This window comes from Mycolicibacterium boenickei (assembly GCF_010731295.1).
Taxonomy (GTDB): domain Bacteria; phylum Actinomycetota; class Actinomycetes; order Mycobacteriales; family Mycobacteriaceae; genus Mycobacterium; species Mycobacterium boenickei.
Genome location: NZ_AP022579.1, coordinates 2,405,535 through 2,420,326, shown reverse-complemented (window position 1 = coordinate 2,420,326; position 14,792 = coordinate 2,405,535). Strand labels below are relative to the sequence as shown.

Here is a 14,792-nt window from a genome sequence, read left to right as displayed (position 1 = left end):
GCCGCCATGGTGGATCAGAAGGAACGCAACCGCAAGAAGGCCCTCATCGTCCTGCAGATCGTCATCTACGGATACCTGCTGGCGATGTTCGGAATCCAGCTGTACATGTCGTTCACCCGAGGCTGGTGGGACCTGTGAACATCCCTCTGCTGAACCGCAAATCGGACGCCAAGGTCACGGCATCCGTGCCGGCAGAGGGTTCTCTCAACCTTGAGGAGCACCACGAACAATCCCGGCTGGCTCAGCGGCGGGCCGACAAGTGGATGATCGTCGGTGCGGCGCTGATGGGCATGTGGGCGCCTGGGCTCATCGGCTTCCCGATCTTCATGCGCGGCGTGTGGTTACAGCGCCAGGCGCTGCGCGCGGGATACTCCGTCCGGCCGATGATCGTCACGCTCATCGGATATCTCGTGCTGATCGACGGCATGCTCAACAGCCTCGGGTGGGCCCTCGACCTCGTCGCCAACCACACGCTGATCAACCGGGTGCTGATGGTCGGGTGGGGCGCCATGTTCGACGCCGGGTACTTCTGGCACTACAACGAACTGTGGATGGGCGGCGCCGCCGGGCCGGGCGAGAAGTCCATGGTGTTCGGCATGATCCTCACCGTCTTCGCGATGCGGTGCGCTGCGGCGATCGGCTTTCTGCAGATGAAGCGCTGGGGCCACCAGTGGATGATCATCACCTGCTGGATGGGCGTGCTCATCTGGTGTCTGTACGTGTTCAACATGACGATGTATGCCGACGTTCGTTACGCCGGCGTCGTGTTCCCGGTCATCGGGTGGTGGCTGTACGACATCTTCTACATCACCCCCTTCCTCGCGATCCCGTACCTACACACGGTGAACCGCGAAATCTTCTCCGACTGAACACATTCAAGGAGCACTCATGACCACCCCCGCGGAAACAACCGAAGAAAACACCGAGGACCTCCCTCCCGGCACCACGCCCTACTACGCGCGCATGCACAAGTGGATCAAGCGCGCGGTCCTGGTGTGCCTGGTCGCCCTCGTCGTCGAGGGCGCCTTCACCCTGCCCTTCATGGCGGTCTACTACGGCTATCCCACCTTGAGCCTGACCCAGATCTGCAGTGAGCTGCTCAAGGTTCGCTATTCCGACGACACCCTCGAATGCAAGGTGCCGTACCCGGCATTCGGGCCGCCCGAGGGCGCCGAGGGCAAGGACACCGCGCAGGACGACTGGGGTATCCAGCCGGTACCCAAGTACCACCGGATCGGATTCCGTGAGCTGGTGCGAATCCACCAGGAACGCGAGGCACGCCAAGCCGCCGAGCAACAGCACCCCTAGGAGCCCCCGTGCCGGAGTCACTCGAACGCCACGCGCAGAACTGGGATCTGCGCCACCAGGATTTCAACGACAACGACTTCCTGTACGACGTCTACTCGGTGATGCGACAGCAGTCGCCGTTCGCGCGCACCGACAAACCGTTTCTCAGCGCGACGCCGGCGGGCGCGTGGGTGGCGGTGCGCTATGCAGAGTGCGTCAAGATCCTGCAGGACTGGGAACACTTTTCCAGCAACCCGACGCCCGAGGGCGCCGAACAGCTCGCCGGGGATCTGGTGATCACCCTCGACCCGCCGCGACAGCAGAAGTTCCGCAAGGTCCTCAACCCGTACTTCTCTCCCGCGCGGATCAAGGCGCTCCGGCCCGAGATCGGCGCCGAGACCGACCGGCTCATCGACGATCTCATCGAGAACGGCTCCGGTGACCTGGCCCAGATCGCCTGGCGCCAGCCCGGAATCGTGTTCTTCAAGTATCTGCTCGGCATGCCGATCGAAGACGTCCCGCTGTGCGTCGAGCTGACCGACACTGCGCTCAACGGCGCCACCGAACAGGACCGGATGACCGCCTGGGGCGGGCTCTATCAGCACCTGCACGACGCCGTGACCGCGCGGATGGACCAGCCACCCCGTGACGACATGATCGACGTGCTGCTGTCCGCCGAGATCGACGGAGAGAAACTGTCCTTCGGCGACGTCGTGTCCAATGCCATGCTCCTGGTCCAGGCGGGTCTCGAGACCACCGCCAGCGCAATGTCTTTCGCCTACCACTATCTCGCCACCAACCCGGCCGAGCGCGACCGCCTGATCGGCGATCCCGACCTCCTCACCTTTGCAGTGGAGGAGTTCATCCGGTTCGCCGGGTCGATCCACGGCATTCCCCGCACCGTGGCCAAAGAGGTGGAACTGAACGGCTGCACGTTCTCACCGGGCGAGTCGGTCATCGTCAACTACGCCGCCGCCAACCGCGACGAAATGGTGTTCCCCGACGCGGCCCGATGCATCCTCGACCGGCGCGAGAACCGGCACCTCGGATTCGGCGCCGGCGTGCACCGCTGCCTCGGGTCCAATCTGGCTCGACTGGAGTTCCAGGTCGGCCTGGAGCGGGTGCTGTCCCGCATGCCTGACTTCACCCTCTCAGAAGACGAAGTCGCACGATTTCACGGCAACTCGGTCACCCGCGGATTCCGCTCGGTCCCCGTCACTTTCACGCCCGGTGGCCGGTCCACCATGTGACCTACCGGGTCGCGCAGTGGACGACGGGCAATGTCGTCACCGCTCGGCCTCAGCGGCCCGTCCAGCCCTCCGCGGGAGTTCGGCCGACGAGATATGGACGGGCGGGTTGACACAGGCATACCCTGATGTGATCTGGATCACTTATGCTGGACCCGAGGAGGCGGGATGATGACCGCCACAACGACACATTTCCCCAGCCAGAAGGCACCTTGCGGCCGCACCACCCAGGGCGATCACCACATCGAGAATGATGACGACGGCCTGAGCTTCGACGACTTCACGTTCGCCTGCGGTTGCCGCGAGACTCGGCACACGTACCACGACGGCTGCGTCAGCATCCGGACCATCAGGCACGACGGCAAAGTCCTACGAGACGAGCGCTGCGGCGAACATGAGGCCTTCGAAGTCTGAGATCAGCCGATGACGGCCTCACACGACATAGTGGTGATCGGCGGGGGCGGCGCCGGTCTGCGCGCCGCGATCGCCATCTCCGAAGCCGACCCGCGCTTGTCCGTGGCGATCGTGTCGAAGGTCTATCCGATGCGCAGCCACACCGTATCCGCCGAAGGCGGTGCGGCCGCCGTGGCCGGGGCAGACGACAGCATCGACGAACACGCCTACGACACGATTTCCGGTGGGGACTGGCTCTGCGATCAGGACGCCGTCGAGGCGTTCGTCGCCGAGGCGCCCCGTGAGCTCATGCAGCTCGAGCACTGGGGCTGCCCGTGGAGCCGTACCCCGGACGGGCACATCGCCGTTCGCGCCTTCGGCGGTATGAAGAAGCTGCGCACCTGGTTCGCCGCCGACAAGACCGGATTCCACCTGCTGCACACCTTGTTCCAGCGGGTGCTCTCCTATCCCGGCATCGCCCGCTACGACGAATGGTTCGCCACCACACTGCTTGTCGACGACGGCGCGGTTCGTGGCCTGGTCGCGATCGAGCTGGCCACCGGACGGATCGAGACGATCCTGGCCGATGCGGTGATCATGTGTACCGGCGGGTGCGGCCGCGTGTTCCCGTTCACCACCAACGCCAACATCAAGACCGGGGACGGGATGGCATTGGCGTTTCGGGCCGGTGCACCGCTCAAGGACATGGAATTCGTGCAGTACCACCCGACCGGGCTGCCGTTCACCGGGATTCTGATCACCGAGGCCGCCCGCGCGGAAGGAGGTTGGCTGCTCAACAAGGACGGCTACCGGTACCTGCAGGATTACGACCTGGGCACGCCCACGCCCGAGCCCAAGTTGCGCAGCATGGAGCTCGGCCCACGAGACCGGTTGTCACAGGCATTCGTCCATGAGCTGGACAAGGGCCGCACCGACGAAACACCTTACGGTCCAGTGGTTTACCTGGACCTGCGACACCTGGGAGCCAAGCTCATCGACGCCAAGCTGCCCTTCGTGCGGGAACTGTGCCGCGATTATCAGCACATCGACCCGGTGTCCGAACTGGTGCCGGTGCGTCCCGTCGTGCACTACATGATGGGCGGAGTCCACACCGATATCACCGGCGCCACTCCACTTCCCGGGCTGTACGCGGCCGGTGAGACCGCATGCGTCAGCATCAACGGCGCCAACCGGCTGGGTTCGAACTCACTGCCCGAGCTGCTGGTGTTCGGGGCCCGCGCCGGATACGCCGCGGCCGAGTACGTGTCCCGGGCCGGTTCCGCGTCCGCTTCGGTTCAGACGCAGGCGCGCGCCGAGGAACAACGCCTCGAGCAGGACCTGAGCCGGCGCACCGAACGCGGTGGTGAGCGCATCGCCGATATCCGTACCGACATGCAGAGCGTGCTGGAGACGGCGGCAGGCATCTACCGCGACGGGCCCGCCTTGACCAAGGCGGGCGAGCAGGTGCGAGAGTTGCAGGAGCGCTTCGCCAACGCCGGGATCGACGATCACAGCCACACCTTCAACACCGAGTTGCTGGCATTCCTGGAGCTCTCCGGGATGCTCGACATCGCCCAGACCATCATCGAATCGGCCTCTCACCGCACCGAATCCCGTGGGGCACACCAACGGACCGACTTCCCCAACCGCGACGACGCAGAGTTCCTCGCTCACACCATGGCCTATCGAGAGCCTGACGGCTCAGCGCGGATCGACCACCTTCCGGTCACGATCACCCGCTGGCCACCGGGCGAACGGGTATACGGGAGATGAGATGGCAGACCGAATTGTCATGGAAGTGGCCCGGTATCGACCAGAAACCGACAGCGAGCCGGTGTTCCAGTCCTACGACGTTCCGCTCACCCGGGAATGGGCGGTTCTGGACGGACTGAACTACATCAAGGACCGGCTCGACGGCACGCTGAGTTTCCGGTGGTCGTGCCGGATGGGGATCTGCGGCAGCTGCGGCATGACGGTCAACGGTGACCCGAAGCTCGCGTGCGCCACCTTCCTCGTCGACTACCTGCCGGGGCCGGTGCGGATCGAGCCGATGCGCAACTTCCCGGTGATCCGCGATCTCGTCGTCGACATCAGCGACTTCATGACCAAACTCCCCCGGGTCAAACCGTGGATCATCCGCGACGACGACGCTGCGCCGGAGGACGGCGAATACCGCCAAACGCCAGCCGAACTGGAGGAGTTCAAGCAGTTCAGCATGTGCATCAACTGCATGCTGTGCTACTCGGCGTGCCCTGTCTATGCACTGGATCCAGACTTCCTCGGGCCGGCGGCGATCGCGTTGGCCCAGCGGTACAACCTGGACTCCCGCGACGAAGGGGCCGAGGACCGTCGCGACGTGCTGGCCGCCGCCGACGGGGCGTGGGCCTGCACCTATGTCGGCGAGTGCTCGGTGGCCTGCCCGAAGGGGGTCGATCCGGCCGGCGCGATCCAGCGCTACAAGCTCACGGCGGCAACACATTCCGCGAAGAGCCTGCTGCTGCCGAGGGCCGCGCGATGACGACCTATCGACAGCCCGTCCCGCTCCTGTGGTGGCTCAAACGAGGTTCCTACCTGCGGTACATGCTGCGCGAGGCCAGCTGCGAGGCCGTGGCCTGGTCGGTGGTGTACCTGGGATTGCTGGTCTGGGCGCTCGGCAGCGGGCACTACGACTGGTTTCAGAACTTCAGCAGGCATCCGCTGGTGATCGCGCTGAACCTGGTGGTACTGGCTTTCCTGTTGTTGCACACCGTGACCTGGTTCGGCCTGGCCCCTCGCGCGATGGTCGTGCACCTGCGGGGCCGGCGGGTGCCCGCGGACGCGGTGCTCGCCGGGCATTACGTGGCATGGCTCGTTGTCTCGGCGGTGATCGCATGGGTGGTGCTGACGTGAGTGCGCCGGCCCGTAGGACGCCGGAACCGTTCTTCTGGCTGTTGTTCTCGGCCGGCGGCATGGTGACGGCGCTGACGCTGCCGGTGCTGATGCTGCTGTTCGGCGTCGTGTTCCCGCTCGGCCTGCTCGACGCACCTGATCCGGCACATCTACTCGCGCTGGCGCGCAATCCGCTGACCAGGATCGTGCTGGCCGGCATCTTCGTGCTCGGGTTGTTCCACTGGGCGCACCGGTTCCGCTTCATGCTCGAACACGGCCTGAAATTGGGCCGCTTCGATCGAGTGATCGCGGTGTGCAGTTACGGCACAGCGGTTCTGGGCTCGATCGCGGCGATCTGGGTGCTACTCACCCTCTGACGCCGAACAGTCCCCGGCGAACGCGAGGCTCGCGGGGACTGCTCGCACGAGAAACTACGACGACGCGTAGAGCGCCTTGAACTTGTTCAGCGACTGCTGGATATCGCCCTTGAGCGCGGCCGCGACCACCATGCCGATCGGCCCGAACAGGGCAGGCCCTCCTAGATGCACGTCGAAGGACACTTTCGCGCCCTCGCCGCCGTCAACCTGGGCCGGAGCGATCTTTCCGATCAGCTTGACCTTTACCCCGCCACGGCCATCGCCGTTGAGGGTCAGGGACTGCGGTGGCTTGTAATTCACCAGCGTCCACTTCACACGGTTCAGCATGCCCTTGACTTCGACGATCGAGTCGATGACCGTGCCCTTTTCCAGGGTCTCGGGCAACTTCGACCGCCAGGCGCGGTGGATGCTGAGCCACTCGTCGTACCGGGACAGATCAGAGGCGTACTCCCACGCCTTCTCCGGCGGCAATGGAACATCGACGGAGACAGACAATTTAGCCATAAGTTACTGCTGCGGTTCTTCCTTGTTGATGGCGTTCTTCGCCGCTTCCTGTGCCTTGTCGACCGCGCCGGAGTACTTGCCCTGCGTCTTCTCGTCGACGATGTCGCCGGCCTTGTCGATGGCCTGCTCTACCTTGTCCGCGTTCTGAGACAGAAGGTCCTTGGCCTTGTCCAGGAATCCCATTTTCCCACCCTATCTTCTCGACATTTCTCGGTGTTCAACCGAACCTCGCACATTGTCCTCGCTGCCAGCTATCTCCACAACCGGCGCTTCTCCCCCAGCACCATGCCCTGGACCCACCACAGCACCTCGATCAACCCGGCCCCGACCAGGCCGATGCCCAGCGCGATGCCGGTGACCTTGAGATTCGACGGATCCAGCATGAACAGCCGCTGAGCCAGTGGCAAACAGAAGATCAGCACATAGGCCAGACCCGAGATCGCGACCAGCGCCACGCGCCACCACTCATATGGCCGGGTCACCACCGACAGCACCCACAGTGAGGACACCAGCAACGTGATCAGTGCCGCCGTCGAGGCCTGGGTCTGCTCCACCGCGCTGGCTTCCCGGCCCTGATAGGCCACCAGGTAGGAGACGAAGGTGACGGTGCCCACCACCAGGCCCGAGGGCAGCGCCGCCGTCATCACCCGGCGCACGAAACCGGAGTGGGCCCGCTCGTTGTTCGGGGCCAACGACAGGATGAAGGCCGGGATGCCGATGGTGAACCAGGCCGCGATGGTGACGTGGATCGGCTGGAACGGGAACAACAGCGGGTCGGTGTCGAACAATTCAGCGGACAGTCCGGCCAGCCCGACCAGGATGGCCAGCAGCACCGAGTACACGGTTTTGGTGAGGAACAGGTTCGAGACCCGCTCGATGTTGCCGATCACCCGGCGGCCCTCGCCGACCACATAGGGCAGCGTGGCGAACTTGTTGTCCAGCAACACGATCTGTGCCACCGCACGCGAGGCCGAACTGCCCGACCCCATCGCGACACCGATGTCGGCGTCTTTGAGGGCCAGCACGTCGTTGACGCCGTCCCCGGTCATGGCCACGGTGTGCCCGCGCGACTGCAGGGCATGCACCATGGCCCGCTTCTGATCCGGACGCACCCGGCCGAACGTGGTGTACTCCTCCAGCGCGTCGGCCAGCTGATCCGGCTCGTGGGGCAGCTGCCGGGCGTCCATCGTCTCGCCGTGCAGTCCGAGCTTGCCGGCCACCGCGCCCACCGACACGGCGTTGTCCCCGGAGATCACCTTCACCGAAACATGCTGGGAAGCAAAGTAATCAAGGGTGTCACCGGCGTCGGGCCGGATCCGCTGCTCGAGCACCACCAGTGCGACGGGAGTGACGGTCCCCGGGGCCTGCGGGGCGTCGACCGCCAGATCGGACGACCCGACCAGCAGCACCCGCAGGCCCTTGGCGCCGATCTCCTCGGCCTGCTCGGCCACCGGCGAGCTGGAGTCCAGCAACACATCCGGGGCGCCGATCACCCAGTTGCCGTGCTCCCCGTAGGACGCGCCACTCCACTTGGTGGCCGACTTGAACGGCGCGGTCGCGGTGGCCGTCCAGCCCGGCGGCATCTTGTAGGCCTCTGCGATGGCCACCATGCTGGCGTTGGGCCGCGCGTCATCGGCGGCCAGCTGCGCCAGCACCTGGGCGACGTCATCTGCGGTGAAGGACTTCAAATCGCTGACCCGCATACCGTTTTCGGTCAGCGTGCCGGTCTTGTCGGCACACACCACATCGACGCGGGCCAGACCCTCGATCGCGGGCAGCTCATTGACCAGGCACTGGCGCCGGCCCAGCCGCACCACGCCGACCGCGAACGCGATCGAGGTCATCAGCACCAGACCTTCGGGCACCATCGGCACCAGGGCGCCCACCATGCGCAGCACCGCGTCGTGCCAGTCGGCGTGGGTGGTGAACAGCTGGGTGTAGATGGTGAGCAGACCGGCGGGCACCAGCAGGTAGGTGATGAACTGCAGAATCTTGTTGATGCCGTTGCGCAGTTCGGATTTCACCAGGGTGAACTTGGAGGCCTCTTCGGCGAGCTTGGCGGCGTAGGCCTCGTGTCCGACCTTGGTGGCCCGGTACGCGCCCGAGCCCGCGACCACGAAACTGCCCGACATCACCGCCTCGCCCACGCCCTTGACGATCGGATCGGCCTCACCGGTCAGCAGAGATTCGTCGACCTCGAGGTTGGATTCCTCGATGATCTCGCCGTCCACCACGATCTGATCACCGGGCCCGAGTTCGATGATGTCGTCGAGCACCACCTCACTGGGCAGCACTGCACGGCTACCGGATTCGCGGCGCACGGTGGGCTTGGCCTGGCCGACGATGGCCAGCTTGTCCAGGGTCTGCTTGGCGCGGATCTCCTGGATGATGCCGATCGCGCTGTTGGCGATGATCAGCAGGCCGAACGCGCCGTTGATCACCGACCCGGTGGACATCACGATCAGGAACAGCACACCCAGGATCGCGTTGATCCTGGTGAACACGTTGCCGCGGACGATATCCGAGATGCTGCGCGCGGCGCGCGTCGGGACATCGTTGCTCTTACCCTCGGCAACCCGCTGGGCCACCTCGGCTTCGGTGAGACCAGTGACATTGATCGTCGTCATACGCGCAAAGTCCTCGTCCCGTCTTCGGTCGTGATGATCAGACGTCAGTTTGCCACCCGGAGGCGGTCAGAACTCCCACCACGGATCGAGCGCCGCGGATTCGGCGTCCACCCGTTGCCCGGGACGCGGCACCGCGATCTGCACCCCCGCCGGGTCGGCGGCCGTCAGCAAGCGTCGCACCGGATCCGCCCACGGGTGCGGGGCCAGCCGGAACGTCGCCCAGTGCACCGGCACCAGCAGGCCGGAATCGGTCACGTCCAGGTGGGCGCGCACCGCTTCCTCGGGGTTCATGTGGATGTCGGGCCAACTCGGGTGATACGCCCCGACCGGCAGCAGGGTCAGGTCGAAAGGCCCGTATTCCGAACCGATTTCGGAGAAACTCTTGGTATAGCCGGTATCCCCGCCGAAGAACGCCCGATGCTGCGGCCCGATGATCGCCCACGATGCCCACAGCGTGGTGTTGCGCTGGAACAGCCGCCCCGAGAAGTGCCGGGCCGGTGTGCACACCAGGGTCAGCTCGCCGATCCGGTGGCTCTCGTTCCAGTCCAGCTCGACGATGCGGTCCTCGGGTATCCGCCACTTGCGCAGATGCGCCCCGATCCCCAGCGGCACCACGAACGGCGCGCGCTGCGTGCGGGCCAGGCCCAGCACGGTCTCGATATCGAGGTGGTCGTAGTGATCGTGGCTGATCACCACGGCGTCGACGGCAGGCAGCGCCTCCAGCGGCAGCGGAGGTTCGTGCAACCGTTGCGGGCCCACCACCCGCGACGGCGAACAGCGCTCGCTCCAGACCGGGTCGGTCAGCACCCGGTAGCCGTCGATCTCGATCAGCGCCGTGGAGTGGCCATACCAGGACACCGCGCACGCCTGACCAGCAGCGTCAGCCGACACGACAGGCTCGGCCAGCGGGATCGGACCGGGCGGCCGGCTGGCCGAGCGCGGGCCGAACATCTCGGCGATCAGCATGCGCCACTCCTCGGAGCTCATGCTGATACCGGGCGAGGCCGGCTCGATATTGACGAACACACCATCGGCGTACTGCGTGGACCGCTGTGCCACGGGGCGGATGTCGCGGGGCAGGGCGCCCACCGAGGCGTAGGTACCGTTCAGCGCGCGCAACAACCACCCGCCGGCCAGCAGGGACGCCGACCTGGCCCCGAACCGCAGCGCAGCGCCCAGCACGTCAGGCCCCGGTGAAGTTCGGCGGACGCTTCTCGATGCGGGCCACCTGCGCCTCGATGACGTCCTTGGACGCCCACGCCTTGTCGAACAGCTCCTTGTGCGCCGGCCACGATTCTTCGTAGGCGCCGTCGTCGTTGAGCACACGCTTGGCGTGCTGCAGCGCCAGCGGCGCGAACCCGGCCAGCTCGGCCGCCCACTTCTGGGCGTCGGCCAGGGTGCCGATGCGGTTGGCCATGCCGGTCTGCAATGCGGTCTCAGAGGTCAGCTTCTCGGCGCCGAGCAGCATGCCCCGCGCCCGGCCGTAGCCAACCAGCGAGGTCAGCCTGCGGATGCTCCAGTTGTCCAAGGCCAGGCCGTACTTGGCGACCGGGAACTGGAAGTAGGCCTCGGGGGCGACGACCCGCAGATCGCAGATCATGGACAAGATCACACCCGCGCCGATGGCCGGGCCGTTGATCGCGCCGATGACCGGCACAGGGGCCTTGTCGATCGCCAGGTTCAACGCCAGCGCCTTGTCGGGCAGCTTCTCGGCCATCCCCGCGGCGTCGGTGAGGTCGGCTCCCGAACTGAACACCGGACCGGCTCCGGTCAGCACGATGGCCCGGATGTCCTGCTCGGCGGCATGCTCGACCGCCTCCCGCAGGGCGTCGACAAGCTCGCAGTTCAGCGCGTTGCGCCGCTCTTCGCGTTGCAGTTCCAGGGTCAGGACACTACCGTCTCTGGTCACACCAATCATGTGGTCAGCCTATATACGCTCAAGCGGTGAGTCGGATCGGCGCCCGCGCGCTTCGTGATGCAGTGCTCGACGAGGGTTCGTTCCAGAGCTGGGACACCCCGCCCCTTGAAATCGCCCGTTCTGCGGACTACCAGCGCGAACTGGCCGAAGCGGCGGCGAAGACCGGGCTCGACGAATCCGTGCTGACCGGCGAAGGCACCATCTTCGGCCGCCGCGTGGCGGTGGTGGCCTGCGAGTTCGACTTCCTGGCCGGCTCGATCGGGGTGGCCGCCGCCGAGCGGATCACGGCCGCGGTGACCAGAGCCACAGCCGAGGGGCTGCCGCTGCTGGCCTCGCCGAGCTCCGGAGGCACGCGCATGCAGGAAGGCACCGTGGCCTTCCTGCAGATGGTCAAGATCGCCGCCGCCGTCGAACTGCACAAGCAGGCCCACCTGCCCTACCTGGTGTACCTGCGCCACCCCACCACCGGCGGGGTGTTCGCCTCCTGGGGTTCGCTCGGGCACGTCACCGCCGCCGAGCCGGGCGCACTCATCGGCTTCCTCGGCCCGCGGGTGTACGAGCACCTGTACGGCGAACCGTTCCCGTCCGGGGTGCAGACCGCCGAGAACCTGCACGCCCACGGTGTGATCGACGGGGTGGTGCCGCTCGCCCTGCTGCGCGACACCCTGGACCGCACGCTGCGGGTGATCTTGGACCCTCCTGCCTCGCCTCCGGCCGCCGTGGTCCCCGAACCTCTGCCCGAAGTGCCTGCCTGGGAGTCGGTGCTGGCATCGCGACGGCCGGACCGGCCCGGCGTCGGGTACCTGCTGCGGCACGGCGCCACCGACCGCGTGTTGCTCTCCGGCACCGAACGCGGCGAGGCCGCGACGATGCTACTGGCGCTGGCCCGCTTCGGCGGACAGCCCGCGGTGGTGGTCGGGCAGCGCCGCAGCGAAGGCGGGCTGGTCGGGCCCGGTGCACTGCGTGAGGCGCGACGCGGCATGGCCTTGGCGGCCGGACTGCAGCTGCCGCTGGTTCTGGTGATCGACACCCCGGGCCCGGCCCTGTCGATCGAGGCCGAGCAGGGCGGGCTGGCCGGCGAGATCGCCCGCTGTCTGGCCGAATTGGTCACGCTGAACACGCCCACGGTGTCGGTGCTGATGGGTCAGGGCAGCGGCGGGCCCGCGCTGGCGATGGTGCCCGCCGACCGGGTGCTGGCCGCCGCCAACGGCTGGCTGGCGCCGCTACCTCCCGAGGGCGCCAGCGCGATCGTCTACCGAGACACCGCACACGCCGCGGAACTGGCTGCCGGACAAGGGGTTCGGTCTGTCGATCTGCTGCGCAACGGCATCGCCGACGCGATCGTGCCCGAACATCCCGATGCCGCCGACGAACCACGGGCCTTCACGGCGCGGCTCTCGACGGCCATCGCAGGCGAGCTGGCCCGATTGCGTGCGGTGCCCGACGACCAGCGACTGCGGACCCGGCTCGATCGCTATCGGCGTATCGGGCTGGGCTGAGTTCGTCGTACGTAACGCCACGGCGAAAATCAGGCGGAAATCTCGCCGTGGCGTTACGCACGCGGCCTCACACTTCGATCGGCGGGTGCAACCTGTCCATCGTGTACTGCCGGTCTCTTCGCGCGGCCCACGAACTGCCCGCCAGCGACACCACCAGCACACCGAGCAGCACCGCGATCGCGATCCACAACCGGGAATCGATCCCGCCCACGATCAGCTGGCGAAGACCGTTGACCGCGTAGGTCATCGGATCGACCGGGTGCAGGATCTGGAACGGTTTCGCGGTGGTCTCCACCGGATAGATGCCGCCTGCCGAAACCAGTTGCAGCATCAGGAACGCCAGCGTCACCACCCGGCCGACCGACACCCCGAACAGCGCGTTGAACGCCTGGATCAGAGCCAGGAACGTGCCCGCGACCAACAGCAGGAACGCCACGGTGGCCAGCGGGTATTTGGCCTGCAGGCCGACCCCGAAGTGCACCACCACGTACATCACCACGACCTGGCAGAACACGATCAGCAGGGCGGGCCAGTAGGAGGCCAGCACCACCCGCAACGCCCCCAGCCCGTTGACCACCGGGCGGGACTGCAACGGCTTCAACAACATCCAGATGATGAGCGCGCCGATGAACAACGCCAGCGGCAGGAAGAACGGGGCGAAACCGGTGCCGAACGTGGCGGCCGGATTGTGCGTTTGGATGTCCAGCGCCACAGGTGCGGCCAGGGTGCGCGCCACCTCGGTGCGCTGCTGCGGGGTCCACGACGGGACCTGGGTCGAGCCCTCCTTCAACGCGGTGGCCAGTTGCTGATTACCCGCCTGTAGCTTCTCCGTACCGGCAGCGAGTTCGCCTGCCCCACTGGACAGTTGACGCCCGCCGTTGGCCAGCTGCACCAGGCCGCTGTTGAGTCGCTGGGCGCCGGTGTTGAGTTGGTGGGCGCCGTCCCGCAATTTGACGACGTCGGAGCGCAAACCGCCGGTGAGCGCCTTGGTGATGAACACCCGCAGTTTGCTGTTCGGATCACCCAGCTCGTTCTCCAGCTGGGCGGCGTTGTCGCGCAGCCGGATCAGACCCTCGTCGGTGGTGGGGTCCAGACCGCGCGCCTGCAGCAGCCGTTGCGCTCCGGCCAGGAACTCCCCCGTGTCGCGCACCGTGGGATCCGGGCTGTTGCGCAGGATCCCGACCGCCTGGTCCACGATCGCCGCGGCCTGGGCCTGGTCGATGTTCAACGCGGCGATCCGGTCGGTGGTCGAGCGCACGGCCCCCGAGAGCCGCTGCGCGGCCATGCCGACCTCGTTGGGGTCCAGGCCGAGCCCGCTGACCCGGTCCAGCACCGTGAGCAGCGGATCGGTGGCGGTGTCGACCGCCGTCGTCAGTTGCCGGGTGCCCGCGGCCAACTGGGAAGAGCCGTCCCGCGCGGTGACCAGACCCGCGGTCAGGGCGTCCGCCCCGGTGGACAACCGGTGCGCGCCGTCATTGGCCGCGGCACTCCCGTCGGCCAATTGCTGCGCGCCGTCGGCCGCCTTGATCAGACCGGCCCCGGCGTCGGTCAGCCCGGTCAGCACGGTGCCGACCGTGCGTTCGCCGATGTTCGCGTTGATCTGGTTGATCACCTCACGGGCCGCGTTCTGGCCGATGATCGAACCCAGGTAGTTGTTGGCGTCGTTGAACGTGAAGCGCACGTTGGCCTGGTGCGGTGATCCACCCGACGGCGAGGAGATGCTGGTGCTGAAATCCTCCGGCAGGGTGATCGAGAAGTAGTACTTTCCGCTGGCCACCCCGTCGGCCGCCTCCTGCGCCGAAACCCGGTGCAGCTGAAGCTGTCCCGAGTCCACCAAAGCATCGGCGACCTCGTCGCCCGCCTTGATCTGCTGGCCCTCGGCGACGGTGCCCTGATCCTCGTTGACCAACGCCACCGGGACCTTGTTCACCTCACCGAACGGGTTCCAGAACGCCCACAGGTACATCGCGCCGTACAGCAGCGGCAGCAGGATCACCGTGACGAGCGCGATCCGCGGCATCGTCCCGCGCGAGAAGCGTTTGAGGTCTGTGCCCAACGACATTCCGGCTAGC

16 protein-coding genes are annotated in these 14,792 nt (G+C 66.6%); 10 read left to right on the top strand and 6 right to left on the bottom strand.

Annotation, left to right across the window (positions count from 1 at the left end):
* Nucleotides 1-6 precede the first annotated feature (6 nt).
* The 9 genes from G6N57_RS32200 (at nucleotide 7) to frdD (ending at nucleotide 6,172) form a co-directional block, all read left to right on the top strand.
* On the top strand, nucleotides 7-138 hold the full coding sequence (locus G6N57_RS32200) for a hypothetical protein (RefSeq protein ID WP_255740330.1): 132 nt from the start codon (nucleotides 7-9) through the stop codon (nucleotides 136-138).
* The gene (locus G6N57_RS11485) at nucleotides 135-869 is read left to right on the top strand and encodes a hypothetical protein (protein WP_077740519.1); all 735 of its coding nucleotides are present in this window, start codon (nucleotides 135-137) and stop codon (nucleotides 867-869) included. Before G6N57_RS32200 ends, G6N57_RS11485 begins: the two co-directional genes overlap by 4 nt.
* Before the next feature lie 19 nt (nucleotides 870-888).
* Entirely contained in the window at nucleotides 889-1,308 is a 420-nt protein-coding gene (locus G6N57_RS11480; protein WP_077740518.1) for a hypothetical protein, read from the top strand.
* Nucleotides 1,309-1,316: 8 nt separating this feature from the next.
* Nucleotides 1,317-2,537, top strand: a complete 1,221-nt coding sequence (locus G6N57_RS11475; protein ID WP_077740517.1) for a cytochrome P450 — start codon at nucleotides 1,317-1,319, stop codon at nucleotides 2,535-2,537.
* Between the two features lie 165 nt (nucleotides 2,538-2,702).
* The gene (locus tag G6N57_RS11470) at nucleotides 2,703-2,948 is read left to right on the top strand and encodes a hypothetical protein (RefSeq protein ID WP_234815762.1); all 246 of its coding nucleotides are present in this window, start codon (nucleotides 2,703-2,705) and stop codon (nucleotides 2,946-2,948) included.
* A 9-nt stretch (nucleotides 2,949-2,957) separates the two neighbouring features.
* Entirely contained in the window at nucleotides 2,958-4,700 is a 1,743-nt protein-coding gene (gene frdA, locus G6N57_RS11465) for a fumarate reductase (quinol) flavoprotein subunit (protein ID WP_077740516.1), read from the top strand.
* Nucleotide 4,701: 1 nt separating this feature from the next.
* On the top strand, nucleotides 4,702-5,445 hold the full coding sequence (locus G6N57_RS11460; protein WP_077740515.1) for a succinate dehydrogenase/fumarate reductase iron-sulfur subunit: 744 nt from the start codon (nucleotides 4,702-4,704) through the stop codon (nucleotides 5,443-5,445).
* Nucleotides 5,442-5,816, top strand: a complete 375-nt coding sequence (locus G6N57_RS11455) for a succinate dehydrogenase/fumarate reductase transmembrane subunit (protein WP_077740514.1) — start codon at nucleotides 5,442-5,444, stop codon at nucleotides 5,814-5,816. Before G6N57_RS11460 ends, G6N57_RS11455 begins: the two co-directional genes overlap by 4 nt.
* Nucleotides 5,813-6,172, top strand: a complete 360-nt coding sequence (frdD, locus tag G6N57_RS11450; protein ID WP_234815761.1) for a fumarate reductase subunit FrdD — start codon at nucleotides 5,813-5,815, stop codon at nucleotides 6,170-6,172. The genes G6N57_RS11455 and frdD overlap by 4 nt, the downstream gene beginning before the upstream one ends.
* 54 nt (nucleotides 6,173-6,226) lie before the next feature.
* Here the strand turns inward: frdD and G6N57_RS11445 are convergent, their stop codons facing one another.
* The 5 genes from G6N57_RS11445 to G6N57_RS11425 all read right to left on the bottom strand — a co-directional run bounded on the left by G6N57_RS11445 (nucleotide 6,227) and on the right by G6N57_RS11425 (nucleotide 11,221).
* Nucleotides 6,227-6,676 carry a type II toxin-antitoxin system Rv0910 family toxin gene (locus G6N57_RS11445; RefSeq protein ID WP_077740512.1) on the bottom strand — a complete coding sequence of 150 codons (450 nt, stop codon included), beginning with the start codon at nucleotides 6,674-6,676 and terminating at the stop codon, nucleotides 6,227-6,229.
* Between the two features lie 3 nt (nucleotides 6,677-6,679).
* Entirely contained in the window at nucleotides 6,680-6,859 is a 180-nt protein-coding gene (locus tag G6N57_RS11440; protein ID WP_036447720.1) for an antitoxin, read from the bottom strand.
* Nucleotides 6,860-6,927: 68 nt separating this feature from the next.
* On the bottom strand, nucleotides 6,928-9,303 hold the full coding sequence (locus G6N57_RS11435) for a cation-translocating P-type ATPase (RefSeq protein WP_077740511.1): 2,376 nt from the start codon (nucleotides 9,301-9,303) through the stop codon (nucleotides 6,928-6,930).
* A 66-nt stretch (nucleotides 9,304-9,369) separates the two neighbouring features.
* The gene (locus G6N57_RS11430) at nucleotides 9,370-10,485 is read right to left on the bottom strand and encodes an MBL fold metallo-hydrolase (protein WP_077740510.1); all 1,116 of its coding nucleotides are present in this window, start codon (nucleotides 10,483-10,485) and stop codon (nucleotides 9,370-9,372) included.
* Between the two features lies 1 nt (nucleotide 10,486).
* Nucleotides 10,487-11,221, bottom strand: coding sequence for an enoyl-CoA hydratase (locus G6N57_RS11425; RefSeq protein ID WP_077740509.1), 735 nt, complete (start codon nucleotides 11,219-11,221; stop codon nucleotides 10,487-10,489).
* A gap of 26 nt (nucleotides 11,222-11,247) precedes the next feature.
* Between G6N57_RS11425 and G6N57_RS11420 the strand changes: the two genes are divergently transcribed.
* Nucleotides 11,248-12,720 carry a carboxyl transferase domain-containing protein gene (locus G6N57_RS11420; protein WP_077740508.1) on the top strand — a complete coding sequence of 491 codons (1,473 nt, stop codon included), beginning with the start codon at nucleotides 11,248-11,250 and terminating at the stop codon, nucleotides 12,718-12,720.
* 67 nt (nucleotides 12,721-12,787) lie between these two features.
* Here G6N57_RS11420 and G6N57_RS11415 read toward each other — a convergent pair whose 3' ends face one another.
* Nucleotides 12,788-14,782, bottom strand: coding sequence for a YhgE/Pip domain-containing protein (locus tag G6N57_RS11415; protein WP_077740507.1), 1,995 nt, complete (start codon nucleotides 14,780-14,782; stop codon nucleotides 12,788-12,790).
* Between the last annotated feature and the right edge of the window lie 10 nt (nucleotides 14,783-14,792).

Coding starts and splice junctions, on each gene's coding strand:
- G6N57_RS11415 (WP_077740507.1), bottom strand. CDS start 14,782: ATGTCGTTGGGCACAGACCTCAAACGCTTCTCGCGCGGGACGATGCCG.
- frdA (WP_077740516.1), top strand. CDS start 2,958: ATGACGGCCTCACACGACATAGTGGTGATCGGCGGGGGCGGCGCCGGT.
- G6N57_RS11460 (WP_077740515.1), top strand. CDS start 4,702: ATGGCAGACCGAATTGTCATGGAAGTGGCCCGGTATCGACCAGAAACC.
- G6N57_RS32200 (WP_255740330.1), top strand. CDS start 7: ATGGTGGATCAGAAGGAACGCAACCGCAAGAAGGCCCTCATCGTCCTG.
- G6N57_RS11455 (WP_077740514.1), top strand. CDS start 5,442: ATGACGACCTATCGACAGCCCGTCCCGCTCCTGTGGTGGCTCAAACGA.
- G6N57_RS11425 (WP_077740509.1), bottom strand. CDS start 11,221: ATGATTGGTGTGACCAGAGACGGTAGTGTCCTGACCCTGGAACTGCAA.
- G6N57_RS11445 (WP_077740512.1), bottom strand. CDS start 6,676: ATGGCTAAATTGTCTGTCTCCGTCGATGTTCCATTGCCGCCGGAGAAG.
- G6N57_RS11440 (WP_036447720.1), bottom strand. CDS start 6,859: ATGGGATTCCTGGACAAGGCCAAGGACCTTCTGTCTCAGAACGCGGAC.
- G6N57_RS11480 (WP_077740518.1), top strand. CDS start 889: ATGACCACCCCCGCGGAAACAACCGAAGAAAACACCGAGGACCTCCCT.
- G6N57_RS11435 (WP_077740511.1), bottom strand. CDS start 9,303: ATGACGACGATCAATGTCACTGGTCTCACCGAAGCCGAGGTGGCCCAG.
- G6N57_RS11470 (WP_234815762.1), top strand. CDS start 2,703: ATGATGACCGCCACAACGACACATTTCCCCAGCCAGAAGGCACCTTGC.